The organism is Furfurilactobacillus curtus, from assembly GCF_054657915.1.
Genome location: NZ_BAAHXU010000001.1, coordinates 969,464 through 995,487, shown reverse-complemented (window position 1 = coordinate 995,487; position 26,024 = coordinate 969,464). Strand labels below are relative to the sequence as shown.

General features: G+C 44.1%; 29 protein-coding genes, 1 pseudogene and 2 riboswitches. Of the genes and pseudogenes, 15 read left to right on the top strand and 15 right to left on the bottom strand.

The window, feature by feature from the left end; genetic code table 11:
- Positions 1–3 precede the first annotated feature (3 nt).
- A complete protein-coding gene (locus ACYQ0Y_RS05000) occupies positions 4–1,134 on the top strand; it encodes a sensor histidine kinase (RefSeq protein WP_407884620.1) in 1,131 nt (376 codons plus the stop codon).
- Between the two features lie 3 nt (positions 1,135–1,137).
- Positions 1,138–1,743 (top strand): response regulator, encoded by a 606-nt coding sequence (locus ACYQ0Y_RS04995; protein ID WP_407884621.1) that lies wholly within the window; start codon positions 1,138–1,140, stop codon positions 1,741–1,743.
- 242 nt (positions 1,744–1,985) lie between these two features.
- On the opposite strand, the gene ACYQ0Y_RS04990 is transcribed toward ACYQ0Y_RS04995, so the two are convergent.
- The 10 genes and pseudogenes from ACYQ0Y_RS04990 to ACYQ0Y_RS04945 all read right to left on the bottom strand — a co-directional run bounded on the left by ACYQ0Y_RS04990 (position 1,986) and on the right by ACYQ0Y_RS04945 (position 7,763).
- Positions 1,986–2,456, bottom strand: coding sequence for a phage tail protein (locus ACYQ0Y_RS04990; protein WP_407884623.1), 471 nt, complete (start codon positions 2,454–2,456; stop codon positions 1,986–1,988).
- 581 nt (positions 2,457–3,037) lie between these two features.
- Entirely contained in the window at positions 3,038–3,172 is a 135-nt protein-coding gene (locus ACYQ0Y_RS04985) for a helix-turn-helix domain-containing protein (RefSeq protein WP_407884625.1), read from the bottom strand.
- A 120-nt stretch (positions 3,173–3,292) separates the two neighbouring features.
- Positions 3,293–3,730 (bottom strand): nucleoside-diphosphate kinase, encoded by a 438-nt coding sequence (locus ACYQ0Y_RS04980; protein ID WP_407884627.1) that lies wholly within the window; start codon positions 3,728–3,730, stop codon positions 3,293–3,295.
- Positions 3,731–3,811: 81 nt separating this feature from the next.
- The gene (locus ACYQ0Y_RS04975) at positions 3,812–4,159 is read right to left on the bottom strand and encodes a DUF2178 domain-containing protein (RefSeq protein ID WP_407884629.1); all 348 of its coding nucleotides are present in this window, start codon (positions 4,157–4,159) and stop codon (positions 3,812–3,814) included.
- A 5-nt stretch (positions 4,160–4,164) separates the two neighbouring features.
- Complete coding sequence (locus ACYQ0Y_RS04970) at positions 4,165–4,386, bottom strand: helix-turn-helix transcriptional regulator (protein ID WP_407884631.1); 222 nt, start codon at positions 4,384–4,386, stop codon at positions 4,165–4,167.
- Between the two features lie 126 nt (positions 4,387–4,512).
- On the bottom strand, positions 4,513–5,286 hold the full coding sequence (locus ACYQ0Y_RS04965) for an ABC transporter permease (protein WP_407884633.1): 774 nt from the start codon (positions 5,284–5,286) through the stop codon (positions 4,513–4,515).
- The gene (locus ACYQ0Y_RS04960) at positions 5,273–6,190 is read right to left on the bottom strand and encodes an ABC transporter ATP-binding protein (protein ID WP_407884635.1); all 918 of its coding nucleotides are present in this window, start codon (positions 6,188–6,190) and stop codon (positions 5,273–5,275) included. The genes ACYQ0Y_RS04965 and ACYQ0Y_RS04960 overlap by 14 nt, the downstream gene beginning before the upstream one ends.
- Positions 6,191–6,192: 2 nt before the next feature.
- Positions 6,193–6,432: a DUF1048 domain-containing protein gene (locus ACYQ0Y_RS04955; protein ID WP_407884637.1), complete on the bottom strand. Its 240-nt coding sequence runs from the start codon at positions 6,430–6,432 to the stop codon at positions 6,193–6,195.
- 111 nt (positions 6,433–6,543) lie between these two features.
- Positions 6,544–6,854 (bottom strand): annotated as a pseudogene (locus ACYQ0Y_RS04950) (PadR family transcriptional regulator).
- 165 nt (positions 6,855–7,019) lie between these two features.
- The gene (locus ACYQ0Y_RS04945; RefSeq protein WP_407884639.1) at positions 7,020–7,763 is read right to left on the bottom strand and encodes an SDR family NAD(P)-dependent oxidoreductase; all 744 of its coding nucleotides are present in this window, start codon (positions 7,761–7,763) and stop codon (positions 7,020–7,022) included.
- Positions 7,764–7,865: 102 nt separating this feature from the next.
- On the opposite strand from ACYQ0Y_RS04945, the gene ACYQ0Y_RS04940 reads away from it, so the two are divergent.
- The 4 genes from ACYQ0Y_RS04940 (at position 7,866) to eno (ending at position 13,023) form a co-directional block, all read left to right on the top strand.
- On the top strand, positions 7,866–8,321 hold the full coding sequence (locus ACYQ0Y_RS04940; RefSeq protein ID WP_407884641.1) for a MerR family transcriptional regulator: 456 nt from the start codon (positions 7,866–7,868) through the stop codon (positions 8,319–8,321).
- Positions 8,322–8,371: 50 nt separating this feature from the next.
- Complete coding sequence (locus ACYQ0Y_RS04935; RefSeq protein WP_407884643.1) at positions 8,372–8,917, top strand: GNAT family N-acetyltransferase; 546 nt, start codon at positions 8,372–8,374, stop codon at positions 8,915–8,917.
- Between the two features lie 62 nt (positions 8,918–8,979).
- Positions 8,980–9,039: riboswitch (Fluoride riboswitch) on the top strand.
- 288 nt (positions 9,040–9,327) lie between these two features.
- Positions 9,328–11,688, top strand: a complete 2,361-nt coding sequence (locus ACYQ0Y_RS04930; protein ID WP_407884645.1) for an HAD-IC family P-type ATPase — start codon at positions 9,328–9,330, stop codon at positions 11,686–11,688.
- 54 nt (positions 11,689–11,742) lie between these two features.
- On the top strand, positions 11,743–13,023 hold the full coding sequence (eno, locus tag ACYQ0Y_RS04925; RefSeq protein ID WP_407884647.1) for a phosphopyruvate hydratase: 1,281 nt from the start codon (positions 11,743–11,745) through the stop codon (positions 13,021–13,023).
- 100 nt (positions 13,024–13,123) lie between these two features.
- Here the strand turns inward: eno and ACYQ0Y_RS04920 are convergent, their stop codons facing one another.
- The 3 genes from ACYQ0Y_RS04920 to ACYQ0Y_RS04910 all read right to left on the bottom strand — a co-directional run bounded on the left by ACYQ0Y_RS04920 (position 13,124) and on the right by ACYQ0Y_RS04910 (position 14,999).
- A complete protein-coding gene (locus tag ACYQ0Y_RS04920) occupies positions 13,124–13,495 on the bottom strand; it encodes a rhodanese-like domain-containing protein (protein ID WP_407884649.1) in 372 nt (123 codons plus the stop codon).
- Between the two features lie 2 nt (positions 13,496–13,497).
- On the bottom strand, positions 13,498–14,025 hold the full coding sequence (locus ACYQ0Y_RS04915) for a MarR family winged helix-turn-helix transcriptional regulator (protein WP_407884651.1): 528 nt from the start codon (positions 14,023–14,025) through the stop codon (positions 13,498–13,500).
- A gap of 221 nt (positions 14,026–14,246) precedes the next feature.
- On the bottom strand, positions 14,247–14,999 hold the full coding sequence (locus ACYQ0Y_RS04910) for a matrixin family metalloprotease (RefSeq protein WP_407884653.1): 753 nt from the start codon (positions 14,997–14,999) through the stop codon (positions 14,247–14,249).
- Between the two features lie 183 nt (positions 15,000–15,182).
- A riboswitch (TPP riboswitch) is annotated at positions 15,183–15,282 on the top strand.
- Positions 15,283–15,335: 53 nt separating this feature from the next.
- Between ACYQ0Y_RS04910 and thiW the strand changes: the two genes are divergently transcribed.
- Together thiW and ACYQ0Y_RS04900 are read left to right on the top strand one after the other, a co-directional pair.
- On the top strand, positions 15,336–15,896 hold the full coding sequence (gene thiW, locus ACYQ0Y_RS04905; protein WP_407884655.1) for an energy coupling factor transporter S component ThiW: 561 nt from the start codon (positions 15,336–15,338) through the stop codon (positions 15,894–15,896).
- A 120-nt stretch (positions 15,897–16,016) separates the two neighbouring features.
- Positions 16,017–17,057, top strand: coding sequence for a zinc-binding dehydrogenase (locus ACYQ0Y_RS04900; RefSeq protein WP_407884657.1), 1,041 nt, complete (start codon positions 16,017–16,019; stop codon positions 17,055–17,057).
- 200 nt (positions 17,058–17,257) lie between these two features.
- On the opposite strand, the gene ACYQ0Y_RS04895 is transcribed toward ACYQ0Y_RS04900, so the two are convergent.
- Entirely contained in the window at positions 17,258–17,533 is a 276-nt protein-coding gene (locus tag ACYQ0Y_RS04895) for an SHOCT domain-containing protein (RefSeq protein WP_407884659.1), read from the bottom strand.
- 177 nt (positions 17,534–17,710) lie between these two features.
- Between ACYQ0Y_RS04895 and ACYQ0Y_RS04890 the strand changes: the two genes are divergently transcribed.
- The 7 genes from ACYQ0Y_RS04890 (at position 17,711) to ACYQ0Y_RS04860 (ending at position 24,795) form a co-directional block, all read left to right on the top strand.
- A complete protein-coding gene (locus ACYQ0Y_RS04890) occupies positions 17,711–18,658 on the top strand; it encodes a quinone oxidoreductase family protein (RefSeq protein ID WP_407884660.1) in 948 nt (315 codons plus the stop codon).
- A gap of 254 nt (positions 18,659–18,912) precedes the next feature.
- Positions 18,913–19,722, top strand: a complete 810-nt coding sequence (locus tag ACYQ0Y_RS04885) for an EAL domain-containing protein (RefSeq protein ID WP_407884662.1) — start codon at positions 18,913–18,915, stop codon at positions 19,720–19,722.
- Positions 19,719–20,213, top strand: a complete 495-nt coding sequence (locus ACYQ0Y_RS04880) for a hypothetical protein (protein ID WP_407884664.1) — start codon at positions 19,719–19,721, stop codon at positions 20,211–20,213. The genes ACYQ0Y_RS04885 and ACYQ0Y_RS04880 overlap by 4 nt, the downstream gene beginning before the upstream one ends.
- A gap of 16 nt (positions 20,214–20,229) precedes the next feature.
- Complete coding sequence (locus tag ACYQ0Y_RS04875; RefSeq protein WP_407884666.1) at positions 20,230–21,357, top strand: glycosyltransferase family 2 protein; 1,128 nt, start codon at positions 20,230–20,232, stop codon at positions 21,355–21,357.
- A gap of 217 nt (positions 21,358–21,574) precedes the next feature.
- Positions 21,575–22,255 carry an EAL domain-containing protein gene (locus ACYQ0Y_RS04870; protein WP_407884668.1) on the top strand — a complete coding sequence of 227 codons (681 nt, stop codon included), beginning with the start codon at positions 21,575–21,577 and terminating at the stop codon, positions 22,253–22,255.
- 15 nt (positions 22,256–22,270) lie between these two features.
- Positions 22,271–23,644: an FAD-dependent oxidoreductase gene (locus tag ACYQ0Y_RS04865; protein ID WP_407884670.1), complete on the top strand. Its 1,374-nt coding sequence runs from the start codon at positions 22,271–22,273 to the stop codon at positions 23,642–23,644.
- On the top strand, positions 23,641–24,795 hold the full coding sequence (locus ACYQ0Y_RS04860) for a GGDEF domain-containing protein (RefSeq protein WP_407884672.1): 1,155 nt from the start codon (positions 23,641–23,643) through the stop codon (positions 24,793–24,795). The genes ACYQ0Y_RS04865 and ACYQ0Y_RS04860 overlap by 4 nt, the downstream gene beginning before the upstream one ends.
- A 185-nt stretch (positions 24,796–24,980) precedes the next feature.
- Here ACYQ0Y_RS04860 and ACYQ0Y_RS04855 read toward each other — a convergent pair whose 3' ends face one another.
- The gene (locus ACYQ0Y_RS04855) at positions 24,981–25,967 is read right to left on the bottom strand and encodes a LacI family DNA-binding transcriptional regulator (protein ID WP_407884674.1); all 987 of its coding nucleotides are present in this window, start codon (positions 25,965–25,967) and stop codon (positions 24,981–24,983) included.
- Positions 25,968–26,024: the final 57 nt, after the last annotated feature.

Genomic DNA, 26,024 nt, shown 5'->3' with positions numbered 1-26,024 from the left:
GCAATGGCTTGGTTGCGAACCTACATTCTCTTTCCCAAGCGATTTGGGATTTATCCTTATTTTTGGTTGATTTTTCTAGCCTACCCACTTGCCATCGCAATCAATGAGCATGGGGTTCGCCGCCCATTTACCCTCGTGTTATTATTAGCGTTTTTAGTATGCTATCGAAATGGTTACGAGGTAACCAAACGCTTGCCTTGGGCGATCTTAGGACAACTAGTGATTAGTATTTATTTCGGTGTGGTTGCACAGTATCTGTGGTTGTTTGTCTTTACAGCGTGGCAAGTGGGGTCTTTACCACTAGCCAAAGGAACTCGTCGGCCTTATTTGGTTGTGTATTACCTCACGGCTGGCGTAACGTGTTTGACTTCATGGGCCCAAAATAATTCTAATCTTAATCAGTTGAACTTTTCTGTAGGGATTGATCAGTTGGTTTTATTGGCATTCATTTTTAGTTCTCCAATTGCGGCGATTTCAGTTTTTAAAACGGTGGCTGAATCTGAGCGAACTCGCCAAATTACGCGGCGAGTCGAAAATTTTATCCGCCAAAATGAACGACAACGGATCAGCCAAGATTTGCATGATACATTAGGACAATCATTTTCCATGATTACGATTAAAGCCGAGTTGGCGCGTAAGTTGGTCGTGATTGATCCTGATCAAACAGAGATTCAATTGGCGGACATTGAACAAGCTTCTCGAGAAAATCTGCAACTAGTGCGAAATATTGTTAACAATTTGCGTCAATTGAGTATTGCGGAAGTCCTGATTGCGCAACAGTCTAATTTAACCGCCGCTGGTGTCACGCTACTAACGGACCACGAAGAGATTAGTCAGAGCTGGCCACGTTCAGTCCAGGTGACAATCGGGGCCATCATCCAAGAAGCGATTACGAATATCATTCGCTATGCGCAAGCTAATCGGTGCTGGATCACCTTTAGTCAAAAAGAGAGTCTGGTCCATGTAGAGATTCGTGATAATGGTCGAGGGATTGAACAACGTCGGATCGGTAGCACGGGAATTTCTGGCATGAAACAGCGAATTAAGCAATTGCCAGATGGACATTTTCATTTAATCTCTGATGTAAAAGGAACGACGGTAGCGTTGGCATTTACGTTAAATGAAGGAGCATAAATTATGGTTAATTTGTACCTTGCCGAGGATCAAGCGATGCTCAATTCGGCATTGACAACGATTCTGAATTTAGAGCCAGATTTAACTGTGATCGGAACTGCTATGACGGGAACGGCTGCCTGGCAAGAAATTAATCAGTTGCGTCCCGATCTGGCGATTCTAGATATTGAGCTGCCCGGAGAGAGTGGTTTAATGATTGCTCAACAAATCGATCAGGGTGAGTTGTCAACGAAGACCTTGATTTTGACGACGTTTGCTCAGTCGGCCTATCTGCAACAGGCGTTAGCAGCAAAAGTGAACGGTTACCTTCTAAAAGATAGCCCCAGCGCAGAACTCGTCTCAGGCATTCGGGCAATTATGGCCGGGCAAACAGTGTACGCGCCAGAGTTAGTCCGGGGCATGTATGCTGCTTCACAGAATCCGCTCACACCACGAGAGATGGAGGTCTTGATGGCAGCAGCGAGTGGGGAAACTACTGGTGAAATTGCGCAACAGGTGTCATTGTCTGAAGGGACAGTGCGTAATTATTTTTCAGCCATTTTGAGTAAATTAGGTGCTCGTAATCGACTTGATGCTGTTCAATTAGCGCAAGCGAACAAATGGCTATAAATTAGTTCGTTTGGTTAAATAGGCAAGGGCATAATTTTAATCATTGATGAATAACGCGTTAAATTGGTGGAAAGTATGCGAATTAAAAGAGCGCTTCATGTGCTGGTGTTGTTTTTCCAACATCAGCACATGAAGCGCTCTAACACTTGATCCCGAAAAATTGATGGATTTTGGCCATCATGCTATTTTGTGTTGTTCAGTTAACCGATAGTCTGATATTTTAAATCTTCTACAATGAAAGACTATCGCCATTCTTGCTTGAGTTTAAAGAAACTTCCGCGGATGGACCCAGCTAACTTGGATTTTTGATGGGCAAATTTAAACTTGTCGACTAATTCAGTGGGTACATCCATCGCTTCACAGAGCTTAATTCCGACGGCCCGCTTAGGCTTATCGCCATCTTTTTCATACAGGACATTTAAAATCATTCCATTTTGATAAATGAATTCTGGCCAGTAGAGATGATCGTCTTCATACACGGCGACTTCAATAATCGGTGAACTAAATTCTAAATCGCGCTCGGTCTTGAGCAGTTGTTTCATCCACTCAACTTCAGTCTGTCGTTCTGACGCTGGGTAAACAGTATATGCAAACTTGTACTTGTTCCAGAAATAACGGGCCTCGTTTGCCCGTAAACCGGCTAGTGATTCAGCAACTGGCGACGTCTCTAAACCGGTGGTCGCCACATTTTTAAAATCAACTTGATAAGCCACGTCCCAATCCTCAATTCATTCGTTTTTCATAGTGTAGCACGCTTATCCTTTGTTGCAATGGCGATAAAAAGAAATTAACTGTGATTAAATCCAGCGATGACACCTTGTATGAAACTGATGATAAAATCCCAAACACTAGGAAAACTAAACGTAATAAAACAAGCAATGGATAGAATGTATACTTTTGTTGTTATCACTTGATTGAGTTTGCGCCAGTTGATTGAGAAAAATAACCAAATGAATAATCCAATGCCCAACGGTTGCAACCAATTACGTAAGCCGTCCACTGACAACTTGAGTAGCCCAGCGATTAGTGAACCGAGACTAATGACCATAAAGATCGTTATTACAGCAATATCACCACGTTTTGATGGCTGTTGTTCAAGATTCGCAAGTAGACGCGGGTCATCCTTAATTAAATCATCTAACGTTATGTTGAAAATCTCACTGAGCCGGACAACATTGGCGAAGCTGGGGAGGGCGGTCTCATGTCGAGCTCCACAAGCCTGATTTCTGTGCCTAGCCCACTGTCATCAATTGGCCAGGTGCGCCACTTGATGACAGTCAGCTAGTGCTCGAAATCACCCGGCTTGTTCCACTCTGAGTTTCTCCCACTTTGAGACCGACTCCCGCGAAATTGCTAATTTTTTTGATAGATCTGTTTGGGACCAGTGACGCTGCTCACGCTGTTGCCGGATTTGTTGACCAATGTTCATCAAGACCCCTCCTAACTTGATATCATTAGTGTAGCAGTCATGACTAAATTTGGTCGCTAAAGGGGGCGGACTTTTTGGTTGCGTTAGGTCATCAGTAATAAAAACGGTATTTAGCGCTAGTTACGATTCCGTAAGTTCGCTTAACTCCGGAAACCAAATGTCAATTTCATGAGCTGCGGCCTCGATACGATCAGAACTATGAACGACGTTTTTGATGGCGCCATCATCCCACAAGCGGCCGAAATCACCACGAATGGTGCCCGGCAGTGCCTCGCTGGGCTTCGTTGCACCGGCCATTTGGTGGCACGCGTGGACCACATCAGTTCCCGAAACAATCAAGGCAACTAGCGGACCGGATTGCATGTAACTGACTAGACCAGGGAAAAAGGCTTCATTTACCTTATCCGCATAATGTGCCGTCAACTGAGCGGTAGTGGCTTTTTGGACCACTTTTAAAGCCGTAATCGTAAATTGGCGCCGTTCAAGCCGGCTGATTACGTCACCGATATGTCCCGTTGCAACGCCATCAGGTTTAATCAACATTAAGGTTTGTTCCATTTTGCTCACTCCTTCGTCTTTGTTTTCAGTATAAGCGAGGTAATGGTCAAAAGACGACTAATGTGCGTTAAAACGTGATCTTTAAATTGTCTGTCGATATTGACGCCATAATGAAAGATCACCGGCGACTAAGGCGAAATCGTATTTATACATGGTGAATTGGGGTAGTAGGTAAGTTTTAGGTAATAAAAATTCGCCGATCATTAAGGTAGTCAGGACGATCGCCAGAGCGGTTAAATAGATGGTGTTCGTCCGCTCATCCATCGGGCCAATCTGTCGGTATAAGCGCCAGCCCCAAATTAAGGCTAAGACACTCAAAAGGCTACCGAGACCGACGAAAAGATTGAAATTAAAATTATTAAGCGCGCACCACTGTTTCAGTGGGTAAAAGAACCATTCTGGAATGTCAGCGATAGATTGAATTTTCATGGTGATTAATTCCTTTCATAACTAAATAAGTCATTAATGTCGACTTCAAAAAAATTGGCTAGCCGAAAAGCGAGTTTAAGCGTTGGCGAGTAATGGCCTTTTTCCATGACGAGAATCGTTTGCTTGGAAACGCCGACAGCTTGGGCTAATTCGGTTTGCGATAAATGGTGTAACACTCTAAATTCGTAGACGTGATTGTTAATGTCATCCTCATGATCATGCTTCATACTGAGCCTCCTTTAGTTGCATAGTAATATTTAGTTGCCAAAAAGTAAAGTTTTATTTACCACGTGGTGATCAAAAAGGCTCCAATGTGTGCGATTACCACAAGGGTCCAGAACTAGTTTTCAACTTTATGCCTTTAAATACAGTTGCCGATATCGATACTTGGCAAGTAAGCCCAAGCCGACGATCAAAAGGATCAACCAAATTGTTGAAGTTGCCAGCGTCTGTTGATTAATCACGCCATTTAAGAGTTGACGACTTGCATTGGCAATCGGTGTAAATGGTTGGCGTTGAGCAAACAGTCGCACTGGCTTGGCCATTCCCGTTGTTGGCATCAACGCTGAACTAGTCATAACTAACATAATCAGGAGGTAGGAAAACCCGGTGGCCCCCGCCGTCCCATTAGCCCTTAATGAAAATGGTAGGGCGATGATGGTAATCGCCACACCAAAGCTCACCATTAACGCGAAGGCCAGAACAGTGGTTGTCAAAGTGATGGTCGGTCGATAACCGATGAGTAATGCCGTCACCAATAACGTTATTTCGGAAAGCAACATGAAAATTACTGACGCCACCACATGGGCATTTAAAATGGCCCAACGTTTGATTGGCAGCGTATTCAAACGATCAAGCATTCCGCTGACTTTATCATTATTGATTCGCATGCCGGTGTAGGCCGATGCACTAACCATCGTGAATAGCATGAAGCCGGGAACTGCGTAGTTGAGATACAGTTGAGTATTGTGACCGCTTCCCGTATCAATATTGCCGCCGAAGACGTAAACGAAAAATAGCAAGAGCATGATCGGCATGACGAAGACAGTAATTAGCGTATCGGCATCGGTTAAATTCAGTCGTGATACGCGTTGGGTCAAAGTAACCAATTGCTTAAGCGATTTCATGCCGATCATGCTGGGTAATGGTTAAAAACAACTCTTCCAGATTATGTTCAACTCGCTGCAATGATTCAATTGGTTGTTGAACAGTGGTGATCGCTTGTAGTATCTGAGCGAGCTGATCAGTAGCAAAGATGACGGTGTTATCGGTAAATTGTAGTGGCAGGCCTTGAGCGTTAAATTGCGCGTGAAGTTGGCTGACCACTGCTGGAGTCACGGTTAATTGGTACTGGGCTTGTTGCTGGTGTTTGAGTTGGTCCGGGGTGCCATCAAGCACGATTTTGTCGTGGTGTAGAAAGGCAATGTGATCAGCCAGCGCATCGGCCTCGTCTAAGTATTGAGTGGTCAAGAAAATGGTTCGTCCTGTTTGCTTAATCTCTCGGATCATTTGCCATATTTCTAAACGAATCTTGGGATCAACACTGGTCGTAGGTTTATCTAAAAAGGTAATTGAAGCATCACCAATTAAGCTCATGGCAATGTCTAAGCGGCGTCGCATGCTACCAGAATAAGTGGCTACCTTTTGATCAACAAAGCTGGCGAGGTCAAAACGAGCGATTAGGTCATTGAGTGTTTGCTTGACATCTGGAACGTCACGTAATTTTGCGCTGAAGGTTAGATTTTGACGGCCAGTTAGATTGGCATCGACAGTTGTTGCTTGAGCATTTACACTGATCTGTTGGCGAATTTTGGCGCCATGACCAGTCAGCGAAAGATCGCCATAAAAGATTCGACCAGCATCGCTAGGAATTAGGGTGGTGAGAATCTCAATGAGCGTCGTTTTGCCGGCGCCATTTTCACCTAATAGGGTAAAAATTTCACCAGAATTAATCTTTAGGGACACATCTTGCAAGATGTGTTTTCGGCCAAAGCTTTTTTGCAAGTGATCAATTTTGATCGCTACTGTCATGATTAGGCCTCCAATTGTTGGAAACGATTTTGGAGCTTTGCTTGAGCTTCCCGCATCCAAGTCTCACTTTGATACTCGCATAACAGATCTTCAGCAAAAGCAACTGGGCCATTACCGACGATCTGGCTTAAGGGCTGGTGATCACTAGCGGCCTCTTGAAACAATTGGAGTAATTCATCCAGTAATTGCATGAAGGCATTGGTGCCCCCGAACTGAATTAAGTAATCCTGTAAGACCAACATCGCTTCTCAGTACGGGGTTGGTAATTGTTCAATTTGGCGGCGATAAGTTTTGTAATGTTGCTTAGCTTCACGACTTGCTGACACGATTTGCTGACCATTGTTTAAACATCATTAACGATCCTTTTTCAGTTGATTAATTGTTTGCTCCAAAAATTCCCAACGTTGCCAATATTGATTTAAATAATCTGTGCCAGCGGGGGTAAGTTGGTAGAATTTCCGGACGGGGGCCCTTATCTGAGGCGTTTGTTGACTTGTAAAAGTTGTTTTTTTCGAGTCGTAGTAGCACGGTATAGGGTCCCTTCGGAAATGTCGGTAAAGCCTAATTTACTTAGAAAATGGGTGATTTCATAGCCATACGTTTCACTCCAGGCAATTTTTTGAAGAATAATGCCTTCGAGAAGACCTTTCAGCATTTCTGACATGAATTGATGTTCCTTAGCTTTGGTACTCAGCATTAATTAGTACCGGTACATAGCAATGTGAAGTAGATGGGCTGCCAAGAACCACCAGCCTAATTAATGACGCAACACTAAAAAACTCAGTTCACGCTAGTAACGGGTGAACTAAGTTAAATTTGACGCGTTGGTTTAACGTTTGAAAAGTCCGGCGAAAAAGCCTTTAGCCACGGAAGATACGCCGGTTAGCTCGGGATAAATTTCAATGAATTGTCCCTGATGTGATTGACCATCATTGATAATCTTACTCATTTGGTTGGCAACATTTGCCGATGAATGGAAACCTGGTAATTTAGTATTTCCGTTTAAGTCAGTCGTGGTTGGTCCAGGGTGAATGCTAAAAATTTCAACGGGCAAATGCTGCTTGTTCAGATCTAATGCCAATGTCTGCATCATGACATTTTGGGCCGCCTTAGAAGCTTTGTAGGCCAGCGGATTCCAGTGTGGATTTGGCGCTGTTGGAATCGTGACATTGATGATGCGACCGTTACTTTTAGCTAACTGTGGCAATAGCCCTTGGGTTAACTGAGTAGTGCCAAAAAAATTGACTTGCATCGTTGTGCGTAAATCATCCATAGATTCGGTTAGACTATCTGCTTGACTGCCGGGAATGCCAGCGTTGTTGATCAGCAACGTCAAATTGGGGGCATGCTTGGTCAAGGTCTCAATCGCTGCCGTAATGCTAGTCGGTTCGTTTAGGTCTAAAGTGATTGCGGTTGGGTTCTCAATTCCGGCACTAGTTAATGCGCGGATGGCATTTTGACCGTGAGCGGTGGTGCGAGAACTAATGATGACTTGCCAGCCCTGTTGGCCGAGTGCTTGTGCTAGAGCAAAGCTAATCCCTTTATCACCACCGGTAATAAAAACTGTTTTCATAAGAACATCTCCTAGTTTTAATCAAAACGTTTATGCGTTAAGGTTAGCCTACAACCTCAACCATAGTCTAGGTCAATGCTTTTAAGCAAGAAGGTCGATAACATGGAAACTTATTCAATTCATCAAGTCGCAGAACAATTACAACTTAGTATTTCAACCATTCGTTATTATGATCAGCAAGGATTATTACCCTTTGTGACCAAAAATAAAGCGGGTCACCGGGAATTTACCGTCGCTGATTTAGGCTTCATGCGGACGATTACCTGTTTAAAGCAAACGGGAATGGTGTTACGAGACATTCGTCAATATATTTTGTTGTGTATGGCTGGTGCCAGTAGTATCCCAGCCCGGCGACAATTATTGGCCGCCCATCGACAAGCAGTCATGGATAAGCAGGCACAATTGACCGCTGGGTTAGTGGAGATTGACCAGAAGTTAGTGCGCTATGAAGCGCCAGATGCCAAACAGTTAATTAATCAGCAAGTTACTTTTGCGATTAGTGAGAAAGAGCAACATGGTTTAGCTAATCCATTTGCAACCGATGCGTTAACGAAGTAGGGAGGTTATGGCGATACTGATGGCAAATTACTAAAGGGGAAGATGAACCCATGCACAAGATTCGGTTAGATACTTTACAACCTGAACAAGTCGCCGACTTTTGGCAGTTAGCGTTTGCTGATCCGACGTCGGAATGGACAAAATGGAATGGCCCGTATTTTCATGACCAATTGCCGAGTCAAGCGGAATTCGTCGAACAAATCGCTTCTGAGTCATATATCAATCAACCTTTTCGTCAAGTGATTTGGGTCGGTCAACAAATGGTGGGGCTGGTGTCAGCCTACTATGAAGATGACCCCTTGAAGCGGTGGTTAGATATTGGCATCGTCATCTATGATCAAAGTATTTGGCATCAAGGAGTCGGTGCACAAGCCCTTCATCTGTGGGTTAACCAACTCTGGCAGTTAACGGATTTACCTCACCTTGGCTTAACCACTTGGTCAGGTAACAAGCGGATGATTGCCTTAGCGGAAAAGGTTGGATTTACGCGAGAAGCAACGATTCGAAAAGTGAGATATTGGCAGGACCAGTATTGGGATTCGGTGAAGTACGGGCTCCTACGCGAAGAGTGGCTTGATAAAGAAAACGCTTACTAGAAAATAAGTTTAATTTACTTATTGCAATCAGACGCTTAGCGCTGTACGCTGAACTCGTAAAAAAGTAAACAGGCGATGACGTTCGCCAAAAAAGCAATCAAGCTGATGACGCCTACCACATGTAATTGTGTGGTAGGCGTCTTTTCTTTTTGTCGAGCTACACCAGCTTGTTACCTGTGCCTAGCTCAGCCTGATCAATTGGCAAAGAGCGCCAACAGCTCAGGCTCCACTAGTGCTCGGTAACACCCAGCTGGTTTCGCTTTGATTTGTTTGTCGAGCTACACCAGCTTGTTACCTGTGCCTAGCTCAGCCCGATCAATTGGCAAAGAGCGCCAACAACTCAGGCTCCACTAGTGCTCGGTAACACCCAGCTGACTGCGCTCTGATTTCGTAGATAGGAAGTGGTGAAAATGGTCGAACGGATACAGATTAATCAGCAAAATAATTTTCAATCACTTGAACAAAGCTATGTTGGTCAAGGCCTGAGTGATCAAGAACGTTTAGCCGAACGGAATGCTAGTGGTGATAACCGGATGGTGACACAGGGATTTTCTTGGCGTCAAAGCTTATTAACGCGATTATGGGGCCCAATTCCATGGTTATTGGAATTCGCCATTATTTTTGAAATTGGCTTAGGAAAATGGATTCAAGCGCTGGTTGTGATTGGGCTATTATTGTTCTCCGCGATTGATGGGGCAATTCAAGAACGAAGGGCACAACGCGCGTTAAAGATTGTCCAAACGGATCTGGTGACGACTAGTCGAGTGTTGATTGACCAACATTGGCAGTCGCGTACATCGGATGAATTAGTTGTTGGGGATTTAATTCATCTGACGGCTGGTGATCTGGTGCCGGCTGATTTACGAATCGTAGCCGGCCAAGCACAAGTGGATCAATCGGCAGTGACCGGTGAGACGGTTGCTGAAAGTCGTCGTGTCGGTGAGACACTCACAGCTGCTAGCTTAATCGTCACTGGTGATATCATTGCCCAAGTGTCGGCGGTAGGCGCGGCTAGTAGTTACGGGCGAACGGTAACCTTGACCCAGACGGCTGCGGCCCCGGGACGATTAGAGCGATTATTGTTTACGGTTGTTCGGTATCTGGCATATTTAGACGCTGGTTTAACAGTTCTGCTCGTTATCGGGGCAGTGATTTATCACATGAACTGGCAGGAAATTTTGCCGTTACTCGTAATCCTGATTATTGCGACCATTCCCGTTTCGATGCCATCAAGTTTTACGGTTGCTAACGCGGTTGAAGCGCAAGTCTTAGCTAAGAAACATATTTTGGTCACGGGCTTAAGTGGTATTCAAGAAGCTGGGACGATGGATGTCTTACTAGTGGATAAGACCGGCACACTGACGAAGAATCAGCAACAGTTAGTCAGTGTCGTCCCTGTGGGAGACGTCAAAGAAGCACAACTCATCCAATGGGCCAAAGCAGCCACCAATCCACAAGCCAAAGATGCGATTAGTCTGGCATTGAAGCAGGCAACCAAAGCAGTCAAATTGCCTTTTGAGATTCAAAAACAGCTGCCGTTTAACGCGACGACAAAAGTAGCCCAAGCTATTATTTCCGACGCAGAAATAACGGAGACTGTCACGCTAGGTGCGCCGCAAGCGATTCTTAAGACAGTAAATCCTAAATTCACCGATGAGACTATGGCTCGCCTGGCTAAGCAAGGTCAGCGGGTACTCGCGCTAAGCATCGAAAATGACGGACAGCCACAGTTAGCCGGATGGCTTGGTTTCTCCGATACAATCCGATCCGATACGGCTGAGCAACTTCGGGCCTTACGATCCGCTGGTATTCGGGTCGTAATGCTCACGGGCGACGACCGCTTAACCGCTCAAGCGATTGGTCATGAACTGGGACTATCTGGAAAATATGTCGCAGGTGGATTTTCCGATGATGGATTAGATCATTTGGTTGGGATCGCCAATGTCTATCCTGATGATAAGCAGCGGCTGGTCAAACAATTTCAACAAGCTGGTCACGTTGTCGGCATGATTGGCGATGGCGTAAATGACGCTGCCGCATTGCGACAAGCCGACGTGGGGATGGCAGTCGCAAATGCGCGCGATATTGCTAAACTGGCGGCCCGTGTCGTCCTTGCTCATGCTGGATTAGATGACGTACTAACCGTGGTCAATAGCGGCCGGCGAGTATATCAACGGATGATGACGTGGACCATTACAAAATTATCGCGGACGGCTGTTTTAACGGCTTTATTGACCCTAGGATTCTTATTGACGGGTACCTTTCCAATCTCATTAAGTCTGATTGTGGTAATCGTCGTCTTGAACGATTTAGTGACATTAGTATTAGGAACCGACCAAACAGTAGCGTTGTCGACCACTCCGCGATGGACGTTGCCACGGGTAGCAAAATTAGCAATGATGTTGGCGAGTGGTTGGTTAGTAGTTGGCTTGGGCATCGTTGGTTTGAATCACTGGTTGTGGCATGCTTCGGCCGGCTGGTTGAGTTCCATCTTATTCATGTACTTGATGTTTTCATCAATGATGACGATTTTAATGACGCGGACGAATCAGTCTTGGTGGCAGAACCAGCCAAGTCGCTCTGTGGCAGGCATGATTGGCTTTGATGTGATTCTAACGAGTGTGATTGCCGCAAGCGGCTGGCAAAGTGGCGCGGTGAGCTGGTCGGTGATTGGCTTGATGATTCTGCTAGTTGTATTGGTTGGCACTGGCTTAGATGTGATTAAACAGCATTTTTATCAGCAAAAGATCATGAATCGTGGCGCTACCTAGGTTGCGATTAAATAATTGTTGTTAGCAAAGGCAAAGTAGAAAGGAAATTTAGTCATGAAACAAGTGATTGAGGTTGTTAAGGCACGAGAAATTTTTGATTCACGCGGGAACCCAACCGTTGAGGCAGATGTTGTCCTGAGTGATGGGACTTGCGGTCGCGCCGAGGTTCCTTCAGGTAAATCTACCGGTGAAAATGAGGCGGTTGAATTACGTGATGGTGGTCAACGGCTAGGCGGTAAAGGAGTTAGCAAGGCGGTCAACAATGTTAATACTGAAATTAATGAAGCCTTACACGGACGGTCACCGTTTGATCAGAGCCAAATTGATCAAGTTATGATTGATTTAGATGGAACGCCAAATAAAGCGCGTCTGGGTGCAAACGCAATTTTAGCGGTCTCAATGGCGACAACACGGGCAGCAGCCAGCGCGAATCAAGAGCCGTTGTATCGCTATCTTGGTGGGGTGGATTTAGAATTGCCGCAAACCTTCCATAACGTGATTAATGGTGGCGAACACGCCGATAATGGCATTGATCTTCAGGAATTTATGCTGACACCGATTAAACGGACAAGTTTTCGCGATGGTCTTGAGAAGATTGTGACGACTTACCATCAGTTAGCCAAACTCATTGAAGCGGCTGGTTATTCCACGAGTTTGGGCGATGAGGGTGGTTTTGCGCCAGATTTAGATAACAGTGAAGCAGCGTTGAAATTATTGCATGAAGCCATTGTGGCTGCCGGGTATCAACCCGGCATTGATATTGGGATTGCTTTTGATGCGGCGGCTAGCAGCTTTGCTCAACCAGATGGGCAGTATCAATTTGAAGGTCAGAGCCGTTCAGCTGATCAAATGGCCGCTTACTATGAAGGATTGTTAGATGACTTTCCAGAGATTGTGTCTATTGAAGATCCATTTGGTGAAAACGATTGGGAGAACTTTACTAAATTTACCCAAGCTAATGGGCAACGTGTGCAGATTGTCACTGACGATAATATCTGTACTAACCCGGTGTTGATTCGTAAGGCCATTGAAATGGGGATGGCCAATTCGTTGCTCATTAAGCCCAATCAAATTGGTACGGTCACTGAGACATTAGAGGCCATTAGATTAGCCCGTAAGAATAATTACACGACGATGATGTCACATCGATCGGGGGAAACCGGTGATCCATATATCGCTGACTTGGCTGTGGCGACTAATTCAGGTCAGATTAAGAGTGGTGCGCCAGCTCGCAGTGAGCGGGTAGAAAAGTACAATCAATTTTTACGGATTGAAGAAGAATTGGGCGCCACTGCTCGTTTAGCTCATTTTCCGAACCAAGTTTCCTTAGACTAGTGTGAACGCGATGGCCTAAAAGCAAAATCGACCTTAAAGGATGCCAGACTTGGCGTCTCTTTAAGGTCGATTTTAATATAGTTGCAGGATAATTAATAAATTAGTCAGCTGCCACCGGTTCAATTGGTAAGTGCATGCCTTTCCAGCCTTCTAAGGCGCTGGCTAATTCAAAAGCTTGATAGCCATTAGAGAGCAAAATTAGCAAGGCAGTTTTACCCAATGTTGTGCCGGCTGTCCAGTCATAAACGACGTAAGTCTTATCTTTAGGCAGCGTAGCTAGTTGGGCAGTCAAATCTTTGGCGGCAATGGCCCGCGCACCCTTGATTTGATCCTTTTTGATGGCAGCCGGTGCATTACGAATGTCGAGAACAACGTAGGGAGAATCAGGATCGTCTAAGTGCTCGACGATTTCTTGATGACCAATGTAGAGGCTGAGGTAAGTTTTTAAAAAATCGATTTTTTCATTTTCCATAATTATGACATCTCCTGTGAGTGAGTTAATGATTGAATACCTTGATCAAGAGTCCCCAGTAACTGGGTGAGCGTGGTGCGATCAGCTGGATTAAGACCGGTCATCATCGTATTAACCGTACTAAAATTGTGTGGTAAAAAGGCCGCCAGTTTTTGTTGACCAAGTGAAGTACTTTTTACCACAGTAGCACGTTTGTCAGCTTGAGATGGTGTTTGAGTCACGAAACCTTGTTTAACGAGAGCATGAACAAGCTTGCTGGTCGTTGCCTTAGTAACACCCAATTTTTCAGCGATGGTTGAAACACTCAAGCCTTCAGTACCTGCTCGTTTCAAGAACATCAGAATGATGAATTTAGACTCCGATAAATCAAATTGAGCCAAGACGTCATCGTAAGCGCTTTGTAGGCGTCGAGCGACTTCTTGAAAGCGAAGAAATAAAACGACCGTCTCCGCATCTAGGTTTCCATACTCAGCGTTCATCTCTGTGACCCGATGACTCGTTGGCCGATCCTTGAAATCAATGTGATCCATGCAAACCTCCTCGTAATTTAGTTAGCCGGCTGACTAAATGAGTATAAAACTTTTCACTAACCTTGTCAAAATTGCGCAATAAAACTAGTGAGAAGCTTAAGCAGGGCCTTCTAAGCATAAAAACGGGTGAAGCAGCCAGGGTATTAATCAAAGAAAAGATAATAAATCACACTTGTCAGTTACCCAATTATTTAATCCTCAGCGACCGCTTGCCGAGATGGCTATTGTTGATAAATTTGTTTTAAGGCGTTAATGTCGCCATCACTCAAGGCTGTTTTACCTTGATCAATGGGATACATGACTGAGTTTTGATCAGGACTGTGATCTAGACCTAAAGCGTGGCCTAGTTCATGAACCGACACGGATAAACTAACTGATTGGTCATAGGTGATATTGAGTTGGGCGGACCCATGATTGATCACCACATCAGAAGCGCCTGGACCAACTTGTTCAATGAGTTGTGGGCCGCCTTCGCCGAGCTCGATCGAGCCGAGTTGTGCCGCGGTCATTTGCTTGTGGTAGGTGCCGAAGGCCAGTTGATTCTGCAAGTTAGTTCCTTTACCGGGACGAAGCTTAACGACACCGGTTGCATTGTAAAGTTTAACGGCTTGCTCAAATACGGTGTGAACATTATTCGGCGTGCCGGTGTCGTAGTGATAATAATACGTTGAACTTATTTTCTTGCCTTGCATAATTGGTAAGATTGGCGTCGCGTTAACTGCACTGGTGGCTGAATGGTTAACTGCGACGGAACTTTGTTTAGTCGTTGACTGGCTGGTGGCCTGAGAGGTCGAGCGAATCGATGGTTCATTGAGTTGCGTGATTTCTAGACGGGCATTTTGATAAAGCTGATTGAGTCGTTGTTGCCACGCATTACGTGTCACTTGCGGAATTGGGCTATGGGGGTTACCAAATAAAAAGGCGCCGGCAGCCAAAATAATCATGAAACTGATAAAGCCGCGATGTTGGTGCATAAATAATCCTCCAGAAAATTTCTACCAAGTTTAACGCTTGGTTCAATTAAACGGGCATTAGTTACTTCAATGTGATAAAAAATTAAGTGTCATTGTTAGCTGGAAGGGTAGCTATTTAAACGACCGGGTCTGATGATTCATTATTGAGGTCAATATGGTAGAATAGCTTTAAACTTAATCGAAAATTGTCACTAGGGGCGCTATTTGCTGAGATGGGTTAAAACCCGGTCCCTTTGAACCTGATCTAGTTAACACTAGCGGAGGAAAGTGGCTGACGTGTCGTGAGTTCTGTAAGTAACGGCAAGCTGGCCCTTTCTGTCTGGAAGGGCTTTTTTGGTGGCTAAGATTAGATTAATTGTTGTTGTCACTAAAGCAAGCGAGGACTGTTATATGCAACGAGGCGTTCAATTACGCAAAGGGTTATTCACCATCTTTAGTAGTCTGATTGGATTAGTTTTATCCACCATTGTCGTATTTCCCAATATGGCCCCGTTCCAACACATGGTTGATGTTATCTTGGCAATTTTAGTCGGGCCAGTTTACGCGACGGCGGCCGCCATCATTGTTGGTTTGATTCGCATGTTACTTGAAGGACGACCAGCGGTTGCCGTTACAAGTATTTTAGTCGGACCATTGCTGGCTTGGCTCGCATATCGGATATTTAATCGGTCGACGCTGGCCGCTGCATTTGGTGAGACACTCGGTGTCGGCTTATTTGGCGCAATGATTTCTTTTGTCGTGATGCAGGTCGGTTATGGTTTGAAATTACCCAGTTTCTGGTTTTATGTCCCATATTTCACGCCATCGGCTCTTGTTGGCAGCCTATTGGGTGCCTTCGTTGTTAAAGCATTACGCCAGTTGACGATGATTAAAAAAAGCGATTTTTTAGATAAATGATGAAAATAGTAATACTTATAGAGCAACACCATTGAATGGGTTTCTCGAGTTGAATCACCTAACCATAAGACCGATAATCATAGTGAGTTGAAATTAACGCAGAAAGCGAAGGAAATTCAAATGAAATCGACAATGTTTATGGAACCCGGGAAAGTTGCGATTGAAAATATTGACCGGCCAACAATTCAAGCGCCGGACGATGTTATTTTGCATGTGGTTAGAACTTGTGTCTGTGGTTCAGATCTATGGGCTTACCGTGGTTTGGAAGATAAACCTCACCATTCAGAAAATGGCGGTCATGAGGCACTAGGAATCGTCGAAGCAGTCGGCGATAAGATCACAACTGTTAAACCAGGTGATTTTGTCATCGCCCCATTTACACATGGTTGTGGCCATTGTGCGGCCTGTCGAGCAGGCTTTGATGGTGATTGTCAAAGCCACACGGACAATTTTAGTCATGGCGTGCAAGCTGAGTATGTTCGGTTTGAACATGGCGAATGGGCCTTGGTTAAAGTTCCTGGTCAACCCGTAGATTACAGTGAAGCGATGCTTGATTCATTATTGACGTTAGCAGACGTGATGGCGACTGGCTATCACGCCGCCCGGGTGGCCAATGTCCAAGCCGGCGACACAGTTGTCGTTGTAGGTGACGGCGCGGTTGGCTTATGTGGTGTTATTGCTGCCCAGATGCGTGGGGCCAAACGAATTATTGCGTTAAGCCGCCACGAAGATCGACAACAATTAGCCACTGAATTTGGCGCAACCGACATTGTTGCTAGTCGGGGTGATGAGGCTGTTAGCGAAGTACTGGCGTTAACGAATGGGGCCGGTGCTGACGCAGTCTTGGAGTGTGTTGGTACTGAATTGTCTAATGAAACAGCGATGCAAGTTTGCCGCCCCGGAGGCATTGTCGGACGTGTTGGCCTGCCTCATGAACCTAAAATGGATATGTCTAGTTCTTTCTATAATAACCGAATTATCGCTGGGGGCCCGGCATCCGTGACCACGTATGATAAGTCAGTTCTCTTAAAGGCCGTTTTAGATGGGCAGATCCATCCGGGTAGAGTGTTTACAAAGCGGTTTGGATTAGATGAGATTGATGCAGGTTATCAGGCAATGACCAATCGAGAAGCAATCAAATCTTTAATCGTTGTCGATTAATTGCATACTAATTATGGATAAACAGGTTTGTCATCGTAAAGTCGGCTAGCGAAGAAGCCCTTAAGCCTCGCTAGGCGATAGATAAAACCCTTTATTGATTTTCCAATCAAAAGAAACCCATTTCCTTGCTGGAAGGTGGGTTTCTTTTAGGTTCTGCTTCATTTACTAATTCATCCAGATCAACTGTCACCATCTGCAGTTTAATGATCGAGTAAATTAGCTTTCCGTGTTTTATAATCTTCGTCGCTGACATTACCCTTGGCGTATTCTTCATCCAAGATTTCAAGCGCTGATTTATAGTTGCCATAATGGTGAGCATCGCCGTGATGGTGCCGCGGATTCCAACCAAAGAACATGTGACCAAGCCACATGAGTGCGAAGATAAACATAAAGAGAAAGAACGGAATCATCATAAAATTCCACCAGCCAAAACCACCATTCATCATTGGAAACATCCACGCGTGCGACATCATCATTAATTACCTCGTTTGATTTAAATAAACTGATTTTGACAGACAGTATACGCTCTTTTCGATGGTTCGACGAAGATTACGGCTTTTAAATTTTGACCACTTGATTGGGGCGTATACGTTGAATTCATTTTGCGGGACGTTTACGATGACGATACAATTACTTTTAAAAAGAGGTTAATTATGAAAGCAGCTGTTTTAAATGCTTATGGACAAGTACCCCAATATCAAGATTTTCCAGCTCCAACACCACAAAACGATAATGAAATTTTGGTTCGACCTAAGGCGGCATCGATTAAGCAATTAGATATCATCAAAGCCGCAGGTAAACACTATACGAATTTTGATCCACTACCAGCAGTGATGGGGATGGATGGCGTTGCCCAGTTGAATGATGATGTATTGGTGTACGCAAATGGCGTGACCGGTATGATGGCCGAACAGGCGATAATTGATAAACGCACAATGTTGCCGCTACCAGATGGCTTGGACATAGCGGTCGCGGCATCGATCCCTAATACGTTATCTGGATCCGATGGCGCTTTAACCATTCAAGGAAAAATCAAATCCGGTGATGTCGTCTTGGTTAATGGAGCAACTGGTGCGACTGGTACGATGGCTGTGCAGATGGCCAAGTATCGTGGCGCTAGTTTTGTCATTGCCACTGGTCGTAATGAAGCGACTTTGGCTGAGCTCCGGCAGCATGGCGCCGATGCGACAATTAATTTGCAGCAAGACGATGAACTTGTTAAAGCTGATTTGAAACAAATATATGCCCAAAGTCCAATTGACTTGGTTGTTGACTATTTGTGGGGTCGGCCCGCAGAATTGATTTTATCAACTTTTGGTGAATTACAATTGAGTGTACCAGTGCGTTATGTTAGCATCGGTCAAATGGCAGGAGCGACGATTACGTTGCCTTCACAATTATTGCGCAGTCGTAATGTGACATTAGTTGGGTCTGGCATCGGGAGCATTCCAGCTCCAATCTTACATGATTATCTGCAAAAGACGCTGCCAGAAATTTTTGATTATGCTGCGGCCGGACATCTTTATCTACAGCCAAAGGTGGCTTCATTGAATCAAGTGGCGCAAGTATGGTCAAAAGGGCAAAGTGTACTGGAAATGTGACTAATGGACTCATAAATTAAATAGACTTGGTGAGATCTGCTCGCGATGATTAGAGATAACGTGCGAGTAGATCTTTTTATAACTAAAAAGGAATATTTTTTGTCAAGTAAGTGTAATCGTTAAGTGATGCTATTTAGGAAAACCACTGATATAATAATTATCTATAGCTAGAATTAATTTATTTGTTAAACATAATTTATATGTGAAAATATTTCGATGATGCGAGTCTGATTTGTGAGGTTGTGGTTGTCTTGATGAATTTAGTAATTGAATTAACTGAACTTGCGATTGTTTTCTTAGGAATCTCGGCTACGACTGTTGGAATCGTATTCTTTCGAACACGTCGACGCGTCAATCGCTACTATGACGATAAAAAGCTGCGGTATTTTATCCAACAACAGGTAGATTATCAGCATCGGGTGACTGGATATGAATGTTTATTACGACAACAAAACCAAGCCAATGAGTGGGTGTTACCACAAGATCTGGAACACGTCCCTTTACAACGGGTCATTACGTTATTGACTGAGACCTTTGACCATTTGCCAGACACTGATCCAGAACTTTACTTATCGATTAATTTATCTTGCGAACAAATTATGAGTCCAGAATTTGACTATTTTGTACGCTGGGCGGTTAGTAAAATTGCACCATTTCATTTGGCGATTGAATTTCATGCAAATCGACGACCATTTTGGTTGCAACGGCGTCATTTTCGACAAAAAATTACGGCGGCGCGAGCGGCTGAAGCTAAGTTTGTGGTGGATAACGTCGGGTCTGATAAACACGAACTTCGGCGGATCAAGTGGTTATTACCAGTGGTCGATATGATTAAATGTCCAATGGCTCAATTTCGAAAATCAACTCCTGAAATTTGGTTGGATCTAAACTTACAATTTTGGAATCGACTGACACAAGAGCACCACATCGAGTTGGTTTTAACCGGCATTGAAAGTAAACAGGATGAAGCATTAGCCACACAGCTTAAAATTAAATTACGTCAAGGATACCTATTTGACCGTCCCCGTGATATTCAACAACCTATGAAAGGAACAAATCAGTGAAAGAAAATCAGCGACAACAACTTTACACAGACGCTTATTTTGAGCGTGGACATTGGGGATTAAAGATTTGCCAAACTTTGGTTGCAGTGCTGGGCTGGTTGATTGTGTTATCCCCATTAGTGTTAATGGTCATCAGCGCTATTAGCTTTTATCAGCCCACTTGGTGGCCATGGTGGCATTTACAATTAGCTCAGCGAGAAATGCTTTATTATGCGGTTGTGCTAGGGTTTATCTTTGTGTTGGTCGGCATTTTTACGGTTTCCATGACACTCATTCAAAATCGCAAACGGCAACAATTGGTGGAGCAGTGGCCAACGTTTGATCCATTAAACCAGCAACGTCGCAAGGTTGAATTAAATGCGTTTATGACAAAACGTTTTGGTTCATTAGAAGCGCGACATGCGGTTCGTCAGTATACGGTTAAACCAGAACAAAATTTGGCCACTGATCAAATTCAACAACTTTTTCATCAACAACATTTGGGAAAATAATCTCGGGGGAATTGGCTTGCACGAAAACGTTTGGCAAATCTTATTTTTAATTTTATGTCTTTATCCAATCATTGGTGCCTTTTTTTGGTTTTGGGGCGCGATGGCCTATCGTTTTTTGAAGACGAATAAACGAGATTTAGATTGGCATGAATTATCAATGGATCAGCAACCTTATATCACGATCATGATTCCAGCCCACAATGAAGAAGTGATGATTAAAGATACAATCTCTTATCTGTTTGATCAATTAAATTATCAACAATTTGAAATTCTTGTCTTAAATGATGGGTCGACGGATCAAACGGCGGCCATTTTAACGCAATTGCAAACAAAATATGACCGATTACGTGTCATTAACATTGAGAAAAACAAGGGCAAGGCACATGCGTTTAATATTGGGATGTTCTTTGCTAAGGGGGACTATATTTTAAGTAACGATGCTGATACTATTCCTGAACCGGATGCGCTAATGAAGTATATGAATTTTTTCATTCACGATCAGGATTTAAATACGGCCGCTGTTACGGCAAATATGGATGTTCAAAATCGCTCAACGTTATTAGGTAAATCACAAACAGTTGAATTTTCAAGTATTGTGGGTGTGATTAAGCGCAGTCAGTCAGCAATTAATGATTCAATGTATGCTTATAGCGGCGCCAATACGATGTATCGTAAAGACACTTTAATTGAAGTCGGCGGGTTTCGACAAAATCGGGCAACAGAAGACATCAGTATTGCTTGGGATCATCAAGAGCATGGAACAGTACCGCGTTTTGCCCCTGAAATTATTTTTCATATGAACGTTCCAGAAACTATCGGAGACCTTTTTAAACAGCGCAAACGTTGGGCACAAGGTGGAACCGAAGTCTGGTTAACCAATTTACCAAGTTTCTTGCGGCATCCGATACAACATCGTTATCAGTTTTCAATGTTTATCGATTCAACGTTATCAGTTATTTGGTCGTTTTTCTTTGTTGGGTCAACGATTGCCTTTGTTGGACAACTTACGGTGGCCTTGGGGCGTGGTGACCGATCACAAGTAGTTAATTTGTTCTTGTTAGCTGGTATTTTTATTGGTTTTGAATTGATTGCGGGTTTATTTCAGTTAATTACAGCATTAATCTGTGGATCACAGTGGCGCTAAATTGAAATACCTATTATTTGTGCCATTATATATGCTGTTTTATTGGCTGGTAAATCCGCTAACTGTGATTACAACGTTTGTACCCGCTGTAAAAACAATCATGGGTTTGGGGTCTGGCACTTGGGTAAGCCCCAAACGCCAACAGCTGGCTCACAAATCAGAGAATTCCTAGAAACGAGTCGTTAGCACAGCATGTCATAAAAGCAGGGAGTTACTGATGCACCGATATTTTATTCAACCACAAGTTAATGGTGCCACTAACACGATATTTGGTTACGAACTGCTGATGAAGCACTTCGAAAACCAACAATGGCGGCCACCACGATTTTTTGCCGATATCCCAGCTACCGTGATTGCGGATACATTAATTCGGACCACACAGAAGCTGGCGTTGAAAATTGGGACAGTATCCATTAATCTTAATCGCACGCAATTACTGAATCCTGCGATTGTTGATGCTGTTATTACGGCCCAAGATCAATTGCGACCATTGCGATTAACAATCGAATTAACAGAAGAACCCGGCGACGATGATATTTCGCTGGACCAACTAATGGCTCAGCTGAATAAACTGTTAGTCCGTGGTATCGAATTATCACTTGATGATGTAGGCAGCGGCATCAACCAACGAAAGCAGGTTGAACCATTATTACCTTTGGCGTCGGAACTGAAATTTGCTTTGCAAAATTTGACCATTCCGTTAACGGACGTGAGGGTTCAAAATCAAGTTAAGACTTGGCATCAGTTGGCCATCCAGCGCCATTGCCGATTTATTTTGGAAGGGATCGAAACCGCCCAAGAAGCCCAATTAGTGGATGATTTAGGGATTGCTCTACGGCAAGGATATTATTATGGCCGCCCCCATATTCTTAAATTAGCACCGGCTGATCCGCAGTAAAATTGGAGATTGAAAATGAAAATTATTGTAATTGGCTGTACACATGCCGGAATTGCTGCCATCACACAGATTTTAACTGAACATCCTGATGCAAGCGTGACGGTCTACGAACGTCATGATAACGTTTCTTTTTTATCTTGTGGGATTTCGCTGTATTTAAGTGGACAGGTTAAACATCTTGAAGACATGTTTTATAGTAGCCCAGCTGAATTACGTGCGTTGGGCGCTACCGTGAATTTACAACATGACGTTCTCCAAATCGATAAGGAAGCTCGGCAAATTAGTGTTGAGAATTTGCAGACAAAAGCCATTTTCATGGATCATTATGACAAACTAATTATGGCCACTGGCTCTTCAGTGGCGGTACCCCCATTATTCGGGATCGATGAAGAACAAGTGTTGTTGTGTAAAGATTACGCCCAAGCTCAGGCCATTTATCAAACTGCTCAAATTCAGCATCACATTACGATTGTGGGTGGCGGGTATGTAGGCGTTGAACTGGCAGAGAGTTATGCGACAACAGAACATGAAGTAACCTTAATTCAGGGACCAAATCAGTTATTAAACAACTATGTGGATGAAGCACTGTCGGCGGTAGTCGTTGATCGTTTGCAGCAAGCCGGTGTAAACATCTGCCTTAATGAGCGTGTGTTGGCCTTTTACGGCGAAGATGGTCAGCAAGTCACGATTGAAACGTCGATCGGACAGCACCAAGCGGATCTAGTGATTGTCTGCACGGGGTTTGTGCCCAATTCTGAACTACTGCGAGGTCAGGTTGCGTTGGCACACAATGGCGCGATCCTAATTGACGATTATTTGCAGACCTCTGATCCCAATATTTATGCCGCCGGAGATGTCTGCGTGGTCAAATATAATCCAACTGCTGCAACGGCCTACATTCCCCTCGCGACAAACGCGATTCGTCAAGGAATGCTAGCAGGGCGCAATGTTTTTGGTTCAGTACAAAAATATTTGGGCACGCAAGCAACATCAGCGATGAGCGTTTTTGGCGATACCTTAGCTACGACGGGACTAACGCTAAAACGGGCACTGACAGCTGGATTTAACGCTCGCTCAGTCACTTACGAGGGGCTGTATCGTCCAGACTATATGCCAGACACCGCGCCTCTAACCATTGTGTTAGTGTATGACCTTGTTTCGAGACGCGTTTTGGGGGCTCAACTTTTTAGTCCTCATGAAGTTGCGCAATCGGCTAATACAATTTCTGTTATCATTCAAAATCAAAATACAATTGATGACCTGGCCTATGTGGATATGCTGTTTCAGCCACAGTACGATTATCCGTTTAATTATTTAAATTTGGTGGCGCAAGCGGCAATTAAGCAAGCTGCAGACCAAGAGAATAAACAGTCAGGAGAGCGCTCATGACAGCAAAGCTTTGGCTGGTACCGTCGATGTTTACCGGCGTCTTTTTTGTTTTGGGACTAGTCTTAACGTTTCAGCTGATTATTAATTTAGTCGTTACACTGGAGCAACAGCATGATTGGTCATTACGAATTGGGCAGACATTGCAGTTGCATTTATTGGGGGTTATATATTTTTCTGCTTTTGGTATTTACTTTGAGTACTTATCACAGCAGATTAACAACCAGTTTGCTTTTATTAATTTTAGGATTTTATTACTATTCTATGTTGTGATGTTTTTAGGCACTCGGGCTAGCACCTTTATCGTCGCCAGTGCCGTAGTTGGACACGCAATGTTCGACACATTAAACATGGATAGCGTAGACTACATGATCGCAGTGATCGCTTGCTTTATTCTGGCCAGTTGGTTGACGATGTTTATCGAACGGCGTCACTGGGGTGTTGTTGCCTGGACCCTTAGTCTCAATCTTTTTAATATTGCCTTGTGGTTATCACTCTATATTTTTTGGCCAAAGGTCGCACTCGTTTTAACAAAAAGCGATTTAGTTTTTAATATCATTGCATTTGTCATCCTGAGTCTGGGGCTCAGTATCGCAATTACCCGGATTTCAAGTGATCAAATGCGATTAAATTTATTACGTTATCGGGCGACAACGGATCCTATTACTGAATTGAAAAATGTTCAAACATTTACACATGATTATCGCCATGTGTTTTTGAATAATCGGAGAAATGAGATGCCACTTAGTTTATTGGCAATTGATGTTGACCATTTCAAACAGTTGAACGATCAGTATGGGCACCTTGTTGGCAACCGATTGTTAAAAGAGCTCGGTGAATTGTTCGAGGCGACTTGTGCTGAGTTTACGACGGTTTCAGCTTATCGAGTTGGTGGGGAAGAGTTCGAGGTTATCATTTCACAGCTGAGTCAAGCTCAAGTTAGAAAATTGGCAGCTGAGATTCGTCAAGTAATTTTACAACATGAATTTGTGCTGGAGTCCGGATCAACTATTGATATCACGATTTCTATGGGCATTGCACATTTGGAATCAAAGGACTTGTCGCCAGATGATTTGTATGGACGCGCAGATCAAATGTTATATCGTTCAAAAGGACAAGGGCGCAACCAAATTAGTGAAGCTGTGGCGGATTAGATGTAGAAATAATTACAATTTTGATCGAAAAATTACAATTTTGCCTAGACTAAAAATGGGACCTAAGCCAGATGACTTAGATCCCATTTTTAGCGATGAGGCAAAACTAGAAGCTAAATTTCACTTCCAATTTAATTAGCCTAAGCACGAAACATTAACCACTTGACTGATGTATCGCTCATTGCTTAACTACTGGCGCGTTCATCTAATTTAAAGGGCAGTAATTGAGCTGCAGGTGGTTGCGTATCAGTATTCAGCAATAAATTAACGCCAGCTACCCCCATATCGTAAAAGGCTTGGGTAATGCTGGTCAATTGTGGCCGAACCCACTTGACCAAATCAGTTCCATCAATGCTGACAATGGCAAGCTGATTGGGGATGTTTAAATGAAAATCCGTGGCCTGGTTGAGTACACCGACGGCGGCCAAGTCACTCATGGCAACAACCGCGTCAATGGGCGGTGTAGGCCCCCATTGGCGCATTGCCACAAGTCCGTCAGCATAAGTGAAATGGCCTGCTTGAATCCATTCTGACTCAATGGGCAATTGGTGATTAGCCATGGCGTTCCGATAACCGGCTAGGCGTTTTTGACCGACATAGGAGGTTGCTTCCACGGCAGCTAAACCAATACGAGTATGGCCCTTGTTGATTAGATATTCGGTGGCCCGTTGACCAATTTTAAAATCATCAGAAGCAACGAAAGCATCTTGTTCATGGCCAGAGGTAGTGCTCAAGAAGACATGAGGAATCGGTGTTTGGTCTAAGAGTTGGCGATTAGCGTCGTTTAATTCCAAGGCTAAGATTAGGATTCCCCGTACCGAGCGTTCGATGACGGTTTGAATCGCCTTTTGTTGCAAGCGATCATCATTGACACCGGCGTATAAGATAATGACGCTCAAGTCACGAGCAAAAGCCGTATCTTGAATACCGGCAATGATTTGATCGGCAAAGTTTGTTTGGGTGCTGGAGACGATTACCCCGAGGACTTGGCTTTTTTGAGTGACGAGTTCCACTGCAGCAGAATTTTTCTGATAGCCTAAATCACGAGCGACGGTCATGATTTTTTCGGCCGTCGCCGGCGAATAAAAACGATCTTTGTGTGCTAAGACGCGGGAAACAGTGGCAATGGAAACGCCCGCGGCGGCGGCGACGTCTTTAATGGTGACACTCATGCATGGATCCTCCCAATCTGTTAAATGATTACCGTCAGTGTAACATATTGGTCTATA